General features: G+C 73.8%; 14 protein-coding genes. 8 read left to right on the top strand and 6 right to left on the bottom strand.

What is annotated here, in order from left to right; genetic code table 11:
* The first annotated feature begins 133 nt into the window (after nt 1-133).
* From ACJ6WD_RS29200 to ACJ6WD_RS29190, 3 genes are all read left to right on the top strand, one after another.
* Nucleotides 134-871: a response regulator transcription factor gene (locus ACJ6WD_RS29200; RefSeq protein ID WP_331247306.1), complete on the top strand. Its 738-nt coding sequence runs from the start codon at nt 134-136 to the stop codon at nt 869-871.
* Nucleotides 868-2,316, top strand: a complete 1,449-nt coding sequence (locus ACJ6WD_RS29195) for a sensor histidine kinase (RefSeq protein WP_376553417.1) — start codon at nt 868-870, stop codon at nt 2,314-2,316. Before ACJ6WD_RS29200 ends, ACJ6WD_RS29195 begins: the two co-directional genes overlap by 4 nt.
* A gap of 118 nt (nt 2,317-2,434) precedes the next feature.
* Nucleotides 2,435-5,083: a bifunctional serine/threonine protein kinase/MFS transporter gene (locus ACJ6WD_RS29190; protein WP_407616848.1), complete on the top strand. Its 2,649-nt coding sequence runs from the start codon at nt 2,435-2,437 to the stop codon at nt 5,081-5,083.
* Here ACJ6WD_RS29190 and ACJ6WD_RS29185 read toward each other — a convergent pair.
* Nucleotides 5,051-5,374, bottom strand: coding sequence for a helix-turn-helix transcriptional regulator (locus ACJ6WD_RS29185; protein ID WP_016572516.1), 324 nt, complete (start codon nt 5,372-5,374; stop codon nt 5,051-5,053). The genes ACJ6WD_RS29190 and ACJ6WD_RS29185 overlap by 33 nt on opposite strands.
* A gap of 96 nt (nt 5,375-5,470) precedes the next feature.
* On the opposite strand from ACJ6WD_RS29185, the gene ACJ6WD_RS29180 reads away from it, so the two are divergent.
* Nucleotides 5,471-5,809 carry a putative quinol monooxygenase gene (locus tag ACJ6WD_RS29180; protein WP_233657410.1) on the top strand — a complete coding sequence of 113 codons (339 nt, stop codon included), beginning with the start codon at nt 5,471-5,473 and terminating at the stop codon, nt 5,807-5,809.
* Here ACJ6WD_RS29180 and ACJ6WD_RS29175 read toward each other — a convergent pair.
* From ACJ6WD_RS29175 to ACJ6WD_RS29165, 3 genes are all read right to left on the bottom strand, one after another.
* Complete coding sequence (locus ACJ6WD_RS29175) at nt 5,767-6,792, bottom strand: aldo/keto reductase (RefSeq protein WP_233657409.1); 1,026 nt, start codon at nt 6,790-6,792, stop codon at nt 5,767-5,769. The genes ACJ6WD_RS29180 and ACJ6WD_RS29175 overlap by 43 nt on opposite strands.
* Before the next feature lie 8 nt (nt 6,793-6,800).
* Nucleotides 6,801-7,265, bottom strand: coding sequence for a MerR family transcriptional regulator (locus ACJ6WD_RS29170; RefSeq protein ID WP_376553423.1), 465 nt, complete (start codon nt 7,263-7,265; stop codon nt 6,801-6,803).
* A 66-nt stretch (nt 7,266-7,331) separates the two neighbouring features.
* Entirely contained in the window at nt 7,332-7,934 is a 603-nt protein-coding gene (locus ACJ6WD_RS29165; RefSeq protein WP_407616847.1) for a nitroreductase family protein, read from the bottom strand.
* Nucleotides 7,935-8,131: 197 nt separating this feature from the next.
* Between ACJ6WD_RS29165 and ACJ6WD_RS29160 the strand changes: the two genes are divergently transcribed.
* Together ACJ6WD_RS29160 and ACJ6WD_RS29155 are read left to right on the top strand one after the other, a co-directional pair.
* Complete coding sequence (locus ACJ6WD_RS29160) at nt 8,132-10,504, top strand: molybdopterin cofactor-binding domain-containing protein (protein WP_407616846.1); 2,373 nt, start codon at nt 8,132-8,134, stop codon at nt 10,502-10,504.
* Nucleotides 10,505-10,548: 44 nt separating this feature from the next.
* Nucleotides 10,549-11,025 (top strand): (2Fe-2S)-binding protein, encoded by a 477-nt coding sequence (locus ACJ6WD_RS29155; protein WP_233657405.1) that lies wholly within the window; start codon nt 10,549-10,551, stop codon nt 11,023-11,025.
* 55 nt (nt 11,026-11,080) lie between these two features.
* Here ACJ6WD_RS29155 and ACJ6WD_RS29150 read toward each other — a convergent pair whose 3' ends face one another.
* Nucleotides 11,081-11,659: a hypothetical protein gene (locus ACJ6WD_RS29150; RefSeq protein ID WP_407616845.1), complete on the bottom strand. Its 579-nt coding sequence runs from the start codon at nt 11,657-11,659 to the stop codon at nt 11,081-11,083.
* Between the two features lie 265 nt (nt 11,660-11,924).
* Here ACJ6WD_RS29150 and ACJ6WD_RS29145 point away from each other — a divergent pair, with 265 nt between their 5' ends.
* Nucleotides 11,925-13,367, top strand: a complete 1,443-nt coding sequence (locus ACJ6WD_RS29145; protein ID WP_331247311.1) for a hypothetical protein — start codon at nt 11,925-11,927, stop codon at nt 13,365-13,367.
* Nucleotides 13,368-13,394: 27 nt separating this feature from the next.
* Here the strand turns inward: ACJ6WD_RS29145 and ACJ6WD_RS29140 are convergent, their stop codons facing one another.
* A complete protein-coding gene (locus ACJ6WD_RS29140; protein ID WP_233657402.1) occupies nt 13,395-13,925 on the bottom strand; it encodes a CGNR zinc finger domain-containing protein in 531 nt (176 codons plus the stop codon).
* A gap of 58 nt (nt 13,926-13,983) precedes the next feature.
* On the opposite strand from ACJ6WD_RS29140, the gene ACJ6WD_RS29135 reads away from it, so the two are divergent.
* Nucleotides 13,984-15,441 (top strand): MFS transporter, encoded by a 1,458-nt coding sequence (locus tag ACJ6WD_RS29135; protein WP_407616844.1) that lies wholly within the window; start codon nt 13,984-13,986, stop codon nt 15,439-15,441.
* Nucleotides 15,442-15,463: the final 22 nt, after the last annotated feature.

Below are 15,463 nucleotides of genomic sequence, written 5' to 3'. Positions count from 1 at the left end.
TCCGTGGTCGGCGCCAGCGTCGCAGCGCAACCTCTGAAGAACCTCTGAGCGACGGCCCGCCGGCCGATTCACAGGAAACTCAGAGCCGGCACAGACCTGAGCACGCCCCGGCGGGAGGGATGCTTGAAGCACCATGCACACGCACCGCCGCCCCCCTTCCCCGCTGCACGGCCCCGACGGCTCGCCGCTGCGGGTCCTCGTGATCGACGACGAGCCGGACCTCACCGAAGTGCTCTCCGGCGCCCTGGCGGGCGAGGGGTGGGAGGTCCGCAGCGCCGCCGACGGCACCACCGCGCTCGCGCTGGCCAGGACCTTCCGCCCGCACGCCGTCGTCCTGGACTGGATGCTGCCCGACATCGACGGCCTCCAGGTGCTGCGCCAGCTGCGCCAGGAGCTGAAGACGGTCTGCGTGCTGTTCCTCACCGCGCGTGACGCGGTGGAGGACCGGATCGCCGGCATCACCGCCGGCGGCGACGACTACGTGACCAAGCCGTTCAGCCTGGAAGAGGTGCTGGCACGGCTGCGCGGCCTGCTGCGGCGCGCCGGCATGGCGCACGAACCGGACGGCGACCAGCTCGTCGTCGGGGACCTCGTCATGGACGAGGAGGCCAGGGAGGTGGTCCGCGGCGGCGCACTGATCGACCTGTCCCGCACCGAGTTCGAGCTGCTCCGGTTCCTGATGCGCAACCCCCGGCGGGTGCTGTCCAAGGCGCAGATCCTCGACCGGGTCTGGTCCTACGACTTCGGCGGCCGGTCACACGTCGTCGAGCTCTACATCAGCTACCTGCGCAAGAAGATCGACGCCGGCCGGACCCCGATGATCCACACGGTCCGCGGCGTCGGCTACGTCCTGAAGCCGGAGTCCTCGTGAAGCGGCTTCGCCCCCGCACCCTGCGCAGTCAGCTCACCGCCGGCCTCGTGGCGCTGCTGGCGCTGGCCTGCCTGGCGGTCGGCGTCACCACGGTCGTCGCCCTCGAAGGGTTCCTGGTGGGCCGCCTGGACCAGCAGCTCTCCGCCTCGGCCGGCCGCTTCGCGGCGAGCCTGGAACACGAGGCCAGGCCGGACGCCGACAACCAGCCGGACACCCGCGGCCAGTCCGAGGGCACCTTCGGCGCCCGGCTGCTGGCCGGCACGCCGACCCGGGCGGCCGTCGTACGGGACCGGACCGACGCCGCGGTGCCGCTGTCCGCCGACGACCGCCGGGCGCTGGCCGCCCTGCCGACCGACGGCTCCGGGCACGACGTCCGCCTGTCCGCATTGGGGCGCTACCGCGTCAACGCGGTCGCGGGGGACGATCGCGACGTCCTGCTGACCGGGCTGCCGCTGCGTCCGGTGGAGGAGACGGTGCACCGCTTGGAAGCGGTCGAGACGGCGGTGTTCGGCGGGGCCCTGGTGGTGACCGGGGTCCTGGGCGCGCTGTGGGTGCGGCTGTCGCTGCGCCCGTTGCGCCGGGTCACGGCCACGGCGGCGAGCGTGGCCGAGCTGCCGCTGGCCAGCGGCGAGGTCGCGATGCCGGCACCGGTGCCGGTGGCGGACCCGCGCACCGAGGTCGGTCAGGTCGGCACCGCCCTCAACCGGATGCTCGGCCACGTCGGCAACGCCCTGGAGCGTCGCCACGCCAGCGAGGAACGACTGCGGCACTTCGCCGCCGACGCCAGTCACGAGCTGCGCACCCCGGTCGCCAACGTCCGCGGCCACGCCGAACTCGCCCTCCGGCACACCGGCCCGGTGCCGGGCCCGGTCGGGCGCTCCCTGGAACGCATCCAGGCGGAGTCGGAACGGATGAGCCGCCTGGTCGACGACCTCCTGCTGCTGGCCCGCCTCGACGCCGGCCGCGCCCTGGAGCGCGAACCGGTGGACCTCACGCGCCTGGTGCTCGACGCGGCCGACGACGCACGGGCCGCCGGCCCCGACCACCGCTGGCTGCTCGACCTCCCCGAGACCGCGGTGACCGTGCAGGGCGACGAACACCGCCTGCACCAGGTCGTCGGCAACCTCCTCGCCAACGCCCGGATGCACACCCCGCGGGGGACCGCCGTGACGGTGCGGCTGGCCACCGACGACGGGGGGACCCGCCTGACCGTCGTCGACGACGGCCCCGGCGTACCCGAGGAACTGCAACCCGACGTGTTCGGCCGCTTCGTCCGGGTCGACCACAGCCGCTCGCGGGCCGCGGGCGGCACCGGCCTGGGGTTGGCCATCGTCGAGGCGGTGGTCACCGCGCACGGCGGCCGGGTCGTCCTGCACAGCCGTCCCGGACGCACCGAGTTCACCGTGACCTTCCCCCGGGCGGCAGCCGGCGCGGGCGGCGGCTGACACACGACGGTGCGGCCGGCGGCCGGCCGAACTTGCCCGGCAGGGCAAACCGGTGCGTTCCCGAGTGGGAAATGTGGAATCCGGTACCGGGACCCGCGCCGTGGTCTACTTTGCCCCCGTGGACCAGCTGATCTCCTCAGACCCGACGCACATAGGCCCCTACCGCCTGATCGCCCGCCTGGGCGCCGGCGGCATGGGGCTGGTGTATCTGGGCCGTTCCGAGGCCGGGCGGACCGTCGCGGTGAAGGTCGTCCAGGCCGAACATGCCCAACATCCGGAATTCCGCCGGCGCTTCGCCCGTGAGGTCGCGGCCGCCCGGAAGGTGGGCGGCGCGTGGACGGCGGCGGTGCTGGACGCCGACACCGACGCCGAGGTGCCGTGGGTGGCGACCCAGTACATTCCGGGTCCGGACCTGACCACCGTGGTGGCGCACGACTTCGGACCGCTGCCGGAGGACTCCGTGCGGGTCCTGGCCAACCGCCTGGCCCTCGCCCTCCAGGCGGTGCACGAGGCGGGGCTGATCCACCGGGACCTCAAGCCGTCCAACGTGCTGGTGACGGTGGACGGCCCGCGCGTGATCGACTTCGGCATCGCGCGGGCCATGGACAGCCTTGCCGGGGACAGCCTGCACACCCGCACCGGCATGCTGATCGGGTCCCCCGGCTTCATGTCGCCCGAGCAGGTCCGCGGGCTCGAACTCACCCCGGCCAGCGACGTGTTCTGCCTGGGCGCGGTCCTCGTCTTCGCCGCCACCGGACGCCTGCTCTTCGGTGCCACCGAGACCGGACTGCACGCCCACCTCTTCCGGATCGCCGAGGATGAGCCGGACCTGACCGGCGTCCCCGCGTCGCTGCTCGACCTCGTCCGCGCGTGCCTCGACAAGGATCCGGCCGCGCGGCCCACCCTCCCGGAGGTTGCGGCCGGCACGGCCGAGGCCGCCGCAGGCGAGTGGCTCCCGGGCTCGGTGCTCGCCCAACTCGGCCGTCATGCGGCGCAGTTGCTGGACTTCGCGCCGGAAACCGCCCTCTCCGATGCCGCCGTCGCAGCCGCCGCGCAGCCGCGCGTCCCGGATCCGCAGGCACCGCCGCAGACACCGCCGCCGACGCCCTCGCCGCCGGCCTACGCCCCCACGACCCCGGCGCAGTTCGTCCCGCCGCAGGGGTTCGGCCCACCCCTGGGAGCGGCCTGGCCCGCCCCGGCCCCCGGCGACGGCGGGCGGCTTCCGCACCCCAAGCGGTGGTGGGGACTGGCGGTGGTGGCCCTCGTGCAGTTGCTCGTGCTGTTCGACGCGACGTCCCTGCGCGCGGCGCTGCCGTTGATCGTGCGCGATCTGCACCTGCCGGCCGACGACCTGCGCACCATGACGACCGCGTACGCGCTGGCCTTCGGCGGGCTGCTGCTGCTCGGCGGGCACCTGGCGGACCTGATCGGCCGCAAGCGGATGGTGGTCATCGGGCTGTCCGGCTTCGCGGTGGCCGCGGTGGTCGGTGGCCTGGCCCCCGATTCCGGCGTGCTGATCGCGGCCCGCGCCCTCCAGGGCCTCTTCGCCGCGCTGGTGTCGTCGGCCGCACTGGGCCTGGTCCTGGTCAACTTCACCGAACCGAAGGCCCGGGCCCGGGCCTTCGGCGTCTACGCCGCGACGGCCGCGGGCGGCTCGGTCGTGGGCCAGCTCGCCGGCGGGTGGTTGGCGACGAGCCTGAGCTGGCGCTGGTGCCTGTACGCCGCCGTCCCGCTCACCGTGATCGCGCTGATCGGGACGGCCACCCTGGTGCACGACCACCCGGCCCGCACCGGCCCGCGCCTCGACGTGCCGGGCCTGCTGCTCGGCTCCGGCGGGATCCTCGCCCTCGTCTACGGCTGCCAGGAGACGGCCGCCGGCGGCTGGGCGAACTGGCTGGTGCTGGTGCCGTTGGCGGTCGGCGCCGCCCTGCTCGTGGCCTTCGTGCAGTGGCAGCGGAAGACGGCCGCCCCGCTGCTGCCGCCGTACGTCCTCGCGGACCGCGATCGGCTCGGTGCGCTGCTGGCCCTGTTCCTCGCCGGCGTCGGCACGTTCGCCCTCCTGCCGACCCTGACCGAGCACGTGGGGAGCGTCCGCGGCTACCCGCCGAGCGCCGCCGCCGCGGCCATGCTGCCCGCGGCCGTCGCGATGGCCCTCGGCGCCACGCAGCTCTCCGCGCGACTGCTGAACCGCGTGCCGCCGCGCAACCTGATCGTGCCGGGCTTGCTGCTCACGGCGCTCGGCATGCTGCTGCTGACCCGACTCGGGCCCGACAGCGGGTACGTCACCGTGGCCCTGCCCGGCATGCTCCTCGCCGGCCTGGGACTGGGTGTCGCGCTGATGCCCCTCCTCGCCGTCGCGACGGACGGTGTCGCCGCCCCGGACTCCGGCGCGGGCGCGGCCGTGACGGGCGCGGCCAACCAGGTGGGCGGGGTGCTCGGGGCGGCGCTGTTCGGCAGCGTGGTCTCGGCGGTCGTCGCGGCCCGGATGGCGGCCGTGCCCGGGGTTCCGCCGGGCCTCGTCGCGGCGAACTCGAACGGTCAGGTCGTCGATCTGCGGGTGGCTCCGCCGCAGCTGGCCCGCGTGCTCAGGGACGCGACGCTCGACGGCTACGCCACCGCCCTGTGGTGCGCGATCGGCGGCACGCTGCTCGCGGCGCTGGTCGCCGGCCTGCTGGTCAGGACCGCCAGGTCCGTCGGGTCCGTGGCGTCCGTCGGGTCCGCGGAGCAGGGGCCGTCAGGCGTCCCCGGCCCCTTCGGCGGTCAGTAGGGCCAGCAGCCCGGGGAACCGCTGCTCGACGTCGGCCCGGCGCAGGGTGGCCATCCGGCTGTTGCCGCGGTTGACCTGGCGGATCAGGCCCGCCTCGCGGAGCGTGCGGAAGTGGTGGGTCACCGTCGCCTTGCTGACCGGCAGGGCGAAGGAGCTGCAGGTGCGTTCCGCGCCGTCGGGCCCGGCGGCCAGTTCCCGCACGACGCGCCGCCGCAGTGGGTCGGCCAGTGCGGACAGGACGTCGCCGAGTGCCATCTCGGCGAGCGCGGGGTGCCCCTCGTCGTCGGGCATCGTCATCACCTCCAAGGTACGGCTTGCATCATACCTAGCCGCTCGTTACCGTTCCATAGGTACGACGTGGGTCGTACCTACGGAACAGGAGTCGCGATGCACCAGCCGTTCACCCTCGTGGGCACCGCCCGTCCCAAGCCCGAGCGCGCGGACGAACTGCGGGACCTCCTGCTCTCGTTCGTCGAGCCGACCCGGCGGGAGCCCGGCTGCCTGGAGTACCACTTCCACGAGGACCGCGACGAGCCGGGCGTGTTCGTCTTCTACGAGGCGTGGCGCAGCGAACGGGACCTGGACGCGCACCTGGCCCTCCCGCACCTCCGCGACTTCTGGGCGCACCGCATGGAGTACCTGGAGCGCGACCTGGAGATCCGGTACCTCACGATGCGCAGCCCCTACGCCTCCCGGTCCACGGAGGTCAGCGACATGTCCGCGTAGCGGTCGCCCGCGACCCGGCCGGCGAGCGGCTCCAGGAGCGCCAGTTCGTCGGCGGTCAGGACGATCCGGGTGGCCGCCGCGTTCTCGAACAGGCGGCCGCGCCGGCGGGTCCCGGGGATCGGCACGACGGTCAGGCCGTGCTCCCGGGCCCGCTGCTGCACCCAGGCCAGGGCGATCTGCGCGGTGCTGGCGCCGTGCGCGGCCGCGATCGCGTGCAGCGGCGCCAGCAGCGCGACGTTCGCCTTGGCGTTGTCGCCGCTGTAGCGCGGCAGCGCCTGCCGGAAGTCGCTGCCGGACAGGTCCGTGCTCGCGTCGGCGAAGGCACCGGTCAAAAAGCCGCGGCCGAGCGGCGAGTACGGCACGAAGGCGACGCCGAGTTCGGCCGCCGCGCCGACCGCGCTGCGCTCGACGTCCCGGCTGAAGACCGACCACTCCGACTGGAGCGCGGTGATCGGGTGCACGGCGTGCGCCTCGCGCAGTTCGGCACCGGTGACCTCGCTCAGTCCCAGGTGCTTGACCTTGCCCTCGCGCACCAGGTCGGCCATGGCGCCGACGGACTCGGCGAGCGGGACGGCCGGGTCCCTGCGGTGCATGTAGTACAGGTCGATGACCTCGACGTCCAGGCGGCGCAGGCTCGCCTCGACGGCCGTCCGCACGTACGCGGGATCGTTGCGGATGGCCCGGTGGCCCGGGTCGTCGGCACGGAACTCGAAGGCGAACTTGGTGGCCAGGGTGATCTCGTCGCGGTGCGCGGCGACGAACGGCGCGAGGAACTCCTCGTTGCTCCCCATGCCGTACATGTCGGCGGTGTCGATGAGGGTGACGCCCGCTTCGACGGTGGCTTCCAGGGTGTCCCGGGCCGCGTCCTGGTCCGTCGCTCCGTAGGCGGCGCTGATGCCCATGGCGCCGAAGCCCTGGACGCCGACGAGGGGGCCGCCGGTGCCCAGTTCGACCGTGTCGATCCGTTCGATGGGGTGGCTCATGATGGCGCTCAGGCCCTTTCCGGCGCCTCGGGGGCGCCCGCATAGAAGTCGATCTTGGCGTCGAGCACGGCGAGGGTGTCCTGGAGCTCCGCGATGCGCGCGGCGACCTCCTGCCGGGACTGCTGGAGGATCGCCCGGCGTTCGCCGTAGGTGGCCTCGCCTCCCTGGACCAGCTCCGCGAAGCGGACCATGTCGGCCACCGGCATTCCGGTCAGCCGCAGCTTGGTCACGAACGCGAGCCAGTCCAGGTCCCGGTTGCGGAACAGGCGTTGGCCCGTGTGCGACCGCTCCACCTGCGGCAGCATCCCGATCTGCTCGTACCAGCGCAGGGTGTGGGCCTTGAGCCCGGTGAAGGCCGCGACCTCGCTGATCGTGTAGCGGTCCTGGCCGTCGGGGCGGGGGTGCACCGTCCCCGCGGACACGCAGGCGTCCACGGGTGGTGGTTGCACGGGGGAGCTGTCGATCGCCGTCATGTCGACCACGCTAGGAGGTTCAAGTGCACTTGAGGCAAGCGCCCCCCGACGCCGATCGAGGTCCGGTCAGGAGTGCCGGCCCCACTGTCCCCGGTGGACGACCTCGTCCGCCGCGCGGCGGCGTCGGGCGACCCGGGCGCTCTGCGCGGGGACGTCGTCGGCGCGGTGGCCGATCGTGATCCCGCCGATGGGGTCGTAGGCGTCGGGCACCCCGAACTCGGCCCGGAAGGCGCCCAGGTGCTCCGGCATGATGCCGAAGAAGCACGCGCCGAGTCCCTCGTCGACGGCGGTCAGCAGCATCAGGAGCGCGGCCATCCCCGTGTCGATGTGCCAGTAGGGCGCCGGCCAGCGGGCCTCGGCGCGGTCCTGCCAGCCCTTGTCGGGCTCGGCGTAGCGTTCGAGGTAGGCCGCCTTGTGGGCCAGCGGCACCACGACCAGCGGGGCGTCCTGCATGGTGGGGGTCTGCTCGACGCGGGTGGGCACGAACGGCCAGAAGCGGGCGCGGTCGGCGGGGTCGGTCAGGGCCAGGAACGCCCAGCCCTGGGAGAAGCCGGCGGACGGCGCCCGCAGTGCGGCGGCGAGCACCCGCTCGACCACCTCGGGGGGCAGCGGCCGGTCGGAGTAGTGGCGGATCATGCGCCGGCGGCGGAGGACCTCGGAGAATTCCATGCCGGCACACCTTCCCACCGAGCGGGCTCCGCCAACCGGGTCCCGCTCTCCGCTCTCATTGTCAAGTAGGCGTCCAATATGGGGAGTTGCCGATGCCTGGCGCTGACTGGAAGGTCACGGCGTCCCCGCTGTTTTGTCGTGCGCATGCTTTCGCTACCATCCGGTAGGTCGATCAACGATGCTCCTCGGAAGGACGGATGATGGACGTTCAGGATCGTCTGCCGACGGAGCGCACCGGGGCCGCCGTCCCAGGCACCCGGGACACCGAAGCACCCCCGGACGGCATCGAGCGCCGGAAGTTCCTCGGCTACGTCCTGGCCGCGCCGACCCTCGCGGTCGCCGCCCAACTGGGCGACGCCGCCGTGGGAACGAGCCAGGCGCACGCCGCGGTCGGCCCGCTCCCCGAACTGACCGAGATCTTCGACCTCAACGACATGCTCACGACCGCGGCCCTGCCGACGGCCGGCCTGATCGCCATCCACGTCCACACCGACGGCACCGCCTCGTTCGCGCTGCCGCGTGCCGAGGTGGGCCAGGGCATCACCACCTCCACCGCGATGCTGATCGCCGAGGAACTCGACCTGCCGCTGGAGAAGATCCGGGTCACCCTCGCGGACGCCCGCCCCGAGCTGCTCTTCAACCAGCTCACCGGCGGCTCCAACACCACCATCTCCACCTACACCCCGATCCGGGTGGCCGCCGCGATCGCCAGGAAGCGCCTCCTGGAGGCCGCCGCCGATCTGCTCGGCACCGAACTCTCCGCGCTGACCTGCAAGGCCGGAGTGATCACCGCCCCGAACGGGCGGAGCGCGACCTACGGTGCGCTCGCCGAGAAGGCCGCCAGCCTGAAGACCGTGCGGGTGACCGCCGACCTCAAGGCCCGCTCGGACTTCTCCGTCATCGGCACCGCGCGCAACCGCGTCGACGCGCTGGCGAGCGTGACCGGCCGCAAGCAGTTCGCCATGGACCTGCACGTGCCGGGCGCTGCGCCGACCATGGTGTGCCGCCCGCCCACGATCAACGGCACCGTGCGGTCCGTGCGGAACCTCGCCGCGGTCCGGGCGATGCCGGGCGTCACCGACGTCGCGACCCTCTCGACGGGCGTGGCGGTGCGCGCCCGGACCTTCGGCCAGTGCATCGACGCGGTGCGCGCGCTCTCGGTCGACTGGGGGCCGGGGACCGCCGAGCGGGCGTCCGACGACACGGTGCTGCGCGAACTCAAGGCCGCCGAAGTCCCGCTCGTCGTACCGAAGTTGAACCCGTTGGCGAAGACCGTCGAGGGCTCCTTCACCTTCCACTTCGCCAGCAACAGCGCACTGGAACCCAACTGCGCGGTGGCCGACGTGCGGTCGGACCGGGCCGAGGTGTGGGCCGCCCTGAAGTCGCCGATCGTCGCCCAACAGGCGATCGCGGCCAAGCTGGGCCTGGCGCCGGGCGCGGTCACCGTGCACGTCACCGAAGGCGGCGGCTCGTTCGGCCGCAAGCTGTTCTCCGACGCCGCACTGGAAGCCGCCGAGGTCTCCAAGGTGATGGGCAAGCCCGTCAAGCTGATGTGGCACCGCACCGACGAGTTCCGACAGGGCCGCACCCACCCGATGGCCACCTCGCGGATCCGGGCCACGTACGCCCTGGGCAAGGTGCTCACCTACGAGCAGCGGCACACCTCCGTGTCCACCGACTTCGGCCACGGCCTGGGCGAGATCATCACCGCGACGGCCGCCAAGCTGCCGGTGGGCGACCTCACCTTCTCCGAGACCATCTTCACGCTGAGCCAGCAGTCGCCCTACGACCTCGGGCTCACCACCCAGCTCCTCAACGAGGTGGACAAGGGCTTCAACACCGGCAGCATGCGCAACATCTACTCGCCCAACGTCCGGTGCGCGCAGGAGCTCATCGTCGACCGGCTCGCCGACGAGCTGGGCAAGGACCGCCTCGGCTTCCGCCGGCAGCTCATCAAGAACGACCGGGCCAGGGCGGTCCTGGACAAGGTCGCCGAACTCGGTGACTGGGGACGGAAGATGCCGGCCGGCACGGCCCAGGGCCTCGCCGTGCACCCGGAGTACCACGGCGTCGTCGCGGTGCTCGCCGAGATCGACTGCCGGCCGGAGACCACCGGCCGGCACGTCCCCGACGCCTACACGGGGCCGCGCGTCACCAAGGTCGTCTGCGCAGTCGACGTGGGCCTGGCCGTCAATCCGAAGGGCCTGGAGGCCCAGATGATGGGTGGGATCATGGACGGCATCGCCGTCACCCTCACCTCGGGGCTGCACCTGAAGGACGGTGCGTTCCTGGAAGGCAGCTGGGACAACTACTTCTACACCCGCCAGTGGAACACCCCGCCCGAGCTGGAGATCGTGGTCATGCCGCCGACCAGCGGGAAGCCGGGCGGGGCGGGGGAACTGGCGGTCGGCGCCGCCTCGGCCGCCGTCGCCTGCGCGTACGGCGCGGCCACCGGCACCATGCCGACGACGTTCCCCCTCAACCACTCCGGCCCGCTCGGCTTCGAGCCGCTGCCGACCGTCCCCCCGATCCCGCAATCGCCGACCGACGGCCTGGACCGCGCCTACTAGGGGCGACCGTCGGTGGCGGCCCCCTAGGAGCGCAAGGAGCGACCGTGCCCGAACACACCTTCATCCTCAACGGCAAGCCCGTCACGGCCGAGGTCGAGGACGACGTGCGGCTGCTGTGGGTGCTGCGCGACGTCCTGGGCGTCACCGGGCCGAAGTACGGCTGCGGCCTCGGCGTCTGCCAGGCGTGCACCAGCCACCTCAACGGCAAGGCGTTCAACCCCTGTTCGGTGCCGGTCAAGGACGTCCGGCCGGACGACGAGGTCACCACCATCGAGGGGCTGCCCGCCACCGTCGGCAAGGACCTGCACCCGATGCAGGAGGCGTGGTTGGAGTACGACGTCGCCCAGTGCGGCTACTGCCAGCCCGGCCAGATCATGGCCGCGGTCGCCAAGGTCAGGCAGGCCCGCGCCGCCGGCCGGGAGATCACCGAGGCCGACCTGGACGAGATCCGCAACGTCTGCCGCTGCGGCACCTACCACCGCATCCGCGAGGCGATCGCGGAGGGCGCCAGGCGCTTCTGACCCCGGGCCGTCGGCGGCCCGTGGAACCGGGACGCCGACGGGCGCGGCCGGCCGTTCACGCCCCCGGGATGGTCGCCTGGAACTTCTTCGTCAGATCGGCGCCGCGGATCACCCCGCCCTGGTGGTACTTCAGCCCCCAGGCGTCGATCAGCGAGCCGTCGGCGAACATGCAGGTCGAGGTCGCCTTGGACGGGTCGGTCTCGTTCTTGGCGCCCCAACCGCCTCCGTCCGTCGGCTTGTTGCCGAACATGGCGGTGCCGTTGATGCCCTGGCAGTAGGCGATGGACGGATTGCCCGGGCTGCTCGGGCCGCCGGGCTTGCGGACGTAGGCGAGCGCGGCCAGGGTCGGCTTGTCCGCGGCCAGGGTGTCCGCGGCGATCATGATCTTGCTGCCGTCGGCGGCCGCGAAGACGCACATCTCACGCTCGCCGCCCAGCGGGGTGAGCTTGTCGCCGGTGCCCGTGTAGTACGGGACGCGGGTCTCCGCCGTACCGCCCTGCTTCGCGCACCAGGCCGCCGCCGCGGAGTGGGCATGGGGTGCGGGAGCGGCGGCCGGACCGGCGGCGTTGGCCGCCACGGCGGTACCGGACACCAGGACGAGAACGGACACGGCAAGGGCAGGGGAGCGCTTCACGCTTCCTCCTCAGGGACGTGGGACGGGAACGACGCCGCCGGCCGGGCGCTGCGCACCCGCCCATCCCAGCAACCGCCCGTCACACCGTCAACGCACGTCACCCGGGATCCCGGCCGCCCCGACGACATTGGCGCGTTCCCACCGACCGGAGCCCGACCGACGTGCCCCGACCGGCGACCGGATCCGGCCAGTAACGCCGGTGTAACTCCGCGGTCCACCAGAGCCGTTCGGAACCGATTAGAGTGACCGGCCGATGCCTCCCCCCATGCTGCGCATTCGACTGCTCGGCGGGTTCCGGCTGGTCCGCGAGGACGGGGCCCCGCCCCTGGAACGCTGGGCCCGCCCCGGCGCCCGGACGCTCGTCAAGCTGCTGGCCCTCGCCCCCGACCACGCGCTGCACCGCGAACAGGTCATGGCGGCCTGCTGGCCGCACGCCGAACTCCGGTCCGCGCTCGGCAGCCTGCGGGTGGCGCTGCACACCGCCCGGCACGCGCTCGAACCCGAACTCCCGCCGCGCGGCACCTCCGCGTACCTGACCACCGACGGCGACCTGCTGCGGCTGGCACCGCACACGGTACGCGTGGACACCGACGAGGCGGAAGCCGCCGCCCGGCGGGCCCTGCGCCACGGCGGGCACCGCGCGCTCACCCGCGCCCTGGAGGCGTTGAGCGGCGAGTTGCTGCCCGAGGACCGCCACGCGCCCTGGGCCGAACCGGCCCGCACACGACTGGCACAACGGCGGGCCGAACTCCGGCGGGCCCTGGCCGCGGCCGGCCGGCCCCGCGGCGGCCGGTCCGTGCGGCCCGAAGCGGACGCGGCGCGGGTACGGCTGGACTGGGCGCTGCACCTGGACCGTTCGGGACGGTACGCGGAGGCCGTCACCGTGGTGCGCGAGGCCCTCGACTCGTACGAGCGGCAAGGGCAGCGCGATGCCTGCACGCTGGCCGCCGCCCGCCTGGCGGAGGTGCTCGGCCGCGGCCCGGGGGCCCGCGAGGCCCTCGCCGTCCTGGCCGCCCATCCGCCCGGCCCCGGCGCCCCCGACCCCATCCGGGCCGCCCACCACATGGCCCACTCGGCGGTGCTGTCCTACTGCGGCCGCTACGAGGAGGGCCTGGCGGCCGCACGGGCGGCGGAGCACTGCGCCGCCGCCCAGGGCGCCGACGACGCCGTGCTGCTGGCCCGCTCTCGGGCGCAGCAGACGGTGTGCCTGGGCCTGTCGGGCCTGGCCCACGAGGCGGCCGGCCCCGCCGCCGCGGCACTGGCGCCGGCCGAGGCGTCCGGGGACCGGGCCCTGCTGGCCACCGTGCTGTCCGTGCTGCGGGAGACCGAGCGCCGAGCGGGCCGGTACGGCGACGCGCTGACCCACGGCCACCGCGCACTGGCCCTGGCCGAACAGGCGGGCCGCCCCACGGCCACCGCCTTCGAGCGCGCCAACCTCGCCGAACTCCATCTGCTGTGCGGCGAGCGGGCGGACGCGCAGCGCCTGGCCCTGGCCTCGGTCGAACTCGCCGAGCCGTTCGGCGGCACCGCCCTGGCGTTCGCCCTCACGGCGCTGGCCCGCGTACGGGGTGGCACGGCACCGAAGGAGGCCGCCCGACTGCTGGAACGGGCCGGGCGCTGCGCCGCCGACGGCGGCCACCTCCAGGCCATCGACGAAGTGCGCTGCGCCCGGGCGGAGTTGCGGGCGGCGGGCCGGACGGGGCGGTGAGCCGGGGCGGGTGCTGCGCCGCCGGCCTCACGGCTTCCGCGCCGCCTGGCGGGCGCGGAAGCGGCGTACGGCGTCGCGGTTCGCGCAGGCGTGGGAGCAGTAGCGCTGCTGACCGCCGCGCGTGAAGTCGCCGTACGCCCGCCCGCATTCGAGCAGGGCGCACCGGCCCAGCCGGTCCATGCCGCGGCCGGTCAGGTGCAGGGCGGTGCCCACGCTGACCACCGCCCGCACCACACCGGCCAGGCCCAGGCCGTCGGGACGGTAGTGGATGTGCCAGCCGCCGTCGGCGTGGTCGGTCAGCCGGGGGTGCTCGGACGCGTCCGTCAGCAGCGCGTTGAGCAGGGCCGCCCGCCGCTCGGGGGTGTCGGCGTCGACCACCGCGAGCCAGCGCGGGAGGAACGCCAGGATCTCCGCCAGGTCCCCGTCGTCCACCGGGCGGTCGATCGCCATGCCCGCGGCGGCACACCGTTCGGCGAACTCCGCGGGCGTGCACGGTGGTTGGGCGGCGAGGTCCAGGATCAGCCTGACGGGCTCTTCTCCGTAAGGGTTCTGTTGCACAAGGGTATTACAGCAGCCTGGTCCCGGAAGGTTCGAGGCTTCGGAAGGAATCCCCGCCATGCGTGCCTGGCTGCCGTTGGTCGCCACCTGCTCGGGAACGTTCATGCTGCTCGTCTACTCGACGATCGTGACCGTGGCGCTGCCCGGCATGGCCCGCGACCTGCACGCGGGCTTCGGCGCCGCGCAGTGGATCGTCGACGTCTACACCCTCGCCCTGGCGGGGCTGCTGCTCGGCATGGGCTCGCTCGGGGACAACCTGGGGCGCAAACGCCTGTACCTGTCCGGCCTCGGCGTCTTCGGCGTCGCCACGCTCGGGTGCGGACTGGCCGGCAACGCCGCGGTGTTGATCGCCGCGCGAGCGGTCCAGGGCCTGGCCGGTGCCGCGATGTTCTCGACCCTGCTCCCGTTGATCGGGCTCACCTACACCGGGCGCGACCGGGGCGTGGCCTTCGCGGTCTGGGGCGCGGTGGCCGGTGCGGCCGCCGGCATCGGCAACGTCGCCGGCGGGGTCCTGACGCAGTTCCTGTCCTGGCAGTGGATCTTCTTCGCGGGCGTGCCGGTCTGCGCGCTCACGCTGGCCCTCTCCGCCGCGGTGCTCATCGACGACACCACCACCTCGACCCGCATCGACCACCGGGGCATCGCCACCTTCACGCTGGCGGCGATCGGCATCGCCTTCGGCATCATCCGCGGCGGAGAGCGGGGATGGGGAGAGCCGCCGGCGCTGCTCGGCCTCGGGTTCGGCCTGGTGATGCTCCTCGCGTTCGTCCTCGTGGAGCGGGCCGGCAGCAACCCGATGCTCTCGCCGGACCTGTTCCGCAAGGGAAGGTTCAACGGCACGTTGGTCGCGGCCACGGGGTACTACCTCGCCGCGTTCGGGGCGCTGCCCGTCGTGTCGATCTGGTTGCAGGACGGGGTGGGGCTCACCTCGCTGCCCGCGGCCCTGGTCATCACGGTGCAGCCGGTGGCGTTCTTCGCCACGTCCGCGGCACTCGGCAGCATGCTGCACCGGCTCCCGGCGCACTGGACGCTCGGCGGCGGCACGGTGGCCGTCGGCGTCGGCGACGCCCTGATGCTGACGGTGGACGGGGGCTCTTCCTGGCCGGCGCTCCTGCCGGGACTGGCCCTCACCGGCGTCGGCGCCGGCATCGTCTCGCCCGTGCTGCCCGCCGTCGCCATGTCCGCCGCCCCCGAGGCCCAGAGCGGCGTGGCCTCCGCCGCCGCCAACTGCGCCCGCCAACTCGGCCTGGCGCTGGGCATCGCGGTGCTCGGCTCCGTGTTCCACCGGTTCTCGTCCGGCGCGGCGGGCGCCGACCTGAACGCCCGGTACGCCCACGGCCTCGTCGCGGTGTTCGCGGTCGCCGCCGCCGTCGGCGTGGGGAGCGGACTGCTGTCCCTGTGGCTGCTCACCCCGCCCCGCGGCGGCGGTGCCGGCCCGTCGGGGTGGCACCGCGCCGCCAAGTCCGTGCGCCACCGGTCGATGAGCGGGGGCAGTTCGCGGAGCATGAACGGGTAGGAGCCACCCCTCTCCGGCAGGC

The sequence above is a fragment of the Streptomyces sp. VTCC 41912 genome, assembly GCF_045799175.1.
Classification (GTDB): domain Bacteria; phylum Actinomycetota; class Actinomycetes; order Streptomycetales; family Streptomycetaceae; genus Streptomyces; species Streptomyces albulus_C.
Note: the sequence above shows the minus strand (reverse complement) of the source record. Positions and strands in the feature narration are given on the sequence as shown.

Coding starts and splice junctions, on each gene's coding strand:
- ACJ6WD_RS29200 (WP_331247306.1), top strand. CDS start 134: ATGCACACGCACCGCCGCCCCCCTTCCCCGCTGCACGGCCCCGACGGC.
- ACJ6WD_RS29185 (WP_016572516.1), bottom strand. CDS start 5,374: ATGCCCGACGACGAGGGGCACCCCGCGCTCGCCGAGATGGCACTCGGC.
- ACJ6WD_RS29180 (WP_233657410.1), top strand. CDS start 5,471: ATGCACCAGCCGTTCACCCTCGTGGGCACCGCCCGTCCCAAGCCCGAG.
- ACJ6WD_RS29175 (WP_233657409.1), bottom strand. CDS start 6,792: ATGAGCCACCCCATCGAACGGATCGACACGGTCGAACTGGGCACCGGC.
- ACJ6WD_RS29170 (WP_376553423.1), bottom strand. CDS start 7,265: ATGACGGCGATCGACAGCTCCCCCGTGCAACCACCACCCGTGGACGCC.
- ACJ6WD_RS29165 (WP_407616847.1), bottom strand. CDS start 7,934: ATGGAATTCTCCGAGGTCCTCCGCCGCCGGCGCATGATCCGCCACTAC.
- ACJ6WD_RS29160 (WP_407616846.1), top strand. CDS start 8,132: ATGATGGACGTTCAGGATCGTCTGCCGACGGAGCGCACCGGGGCCGCC.
- ACJ6WD_RS29145 (WP_331247311.1), top strand. CDS start 11,925: ATGCTGCGCATTCGACTGCTCGGCGGGTTCCGGCTGGTCCGCGAGGAC.
- ACJ6WD_RS29135 (WP_407616844.1), top strand. CDS start 13,984: ATGCGTGCCTGGCTGCCGTTGGTCGCCACCTGCTCGGGAACGTTCATG.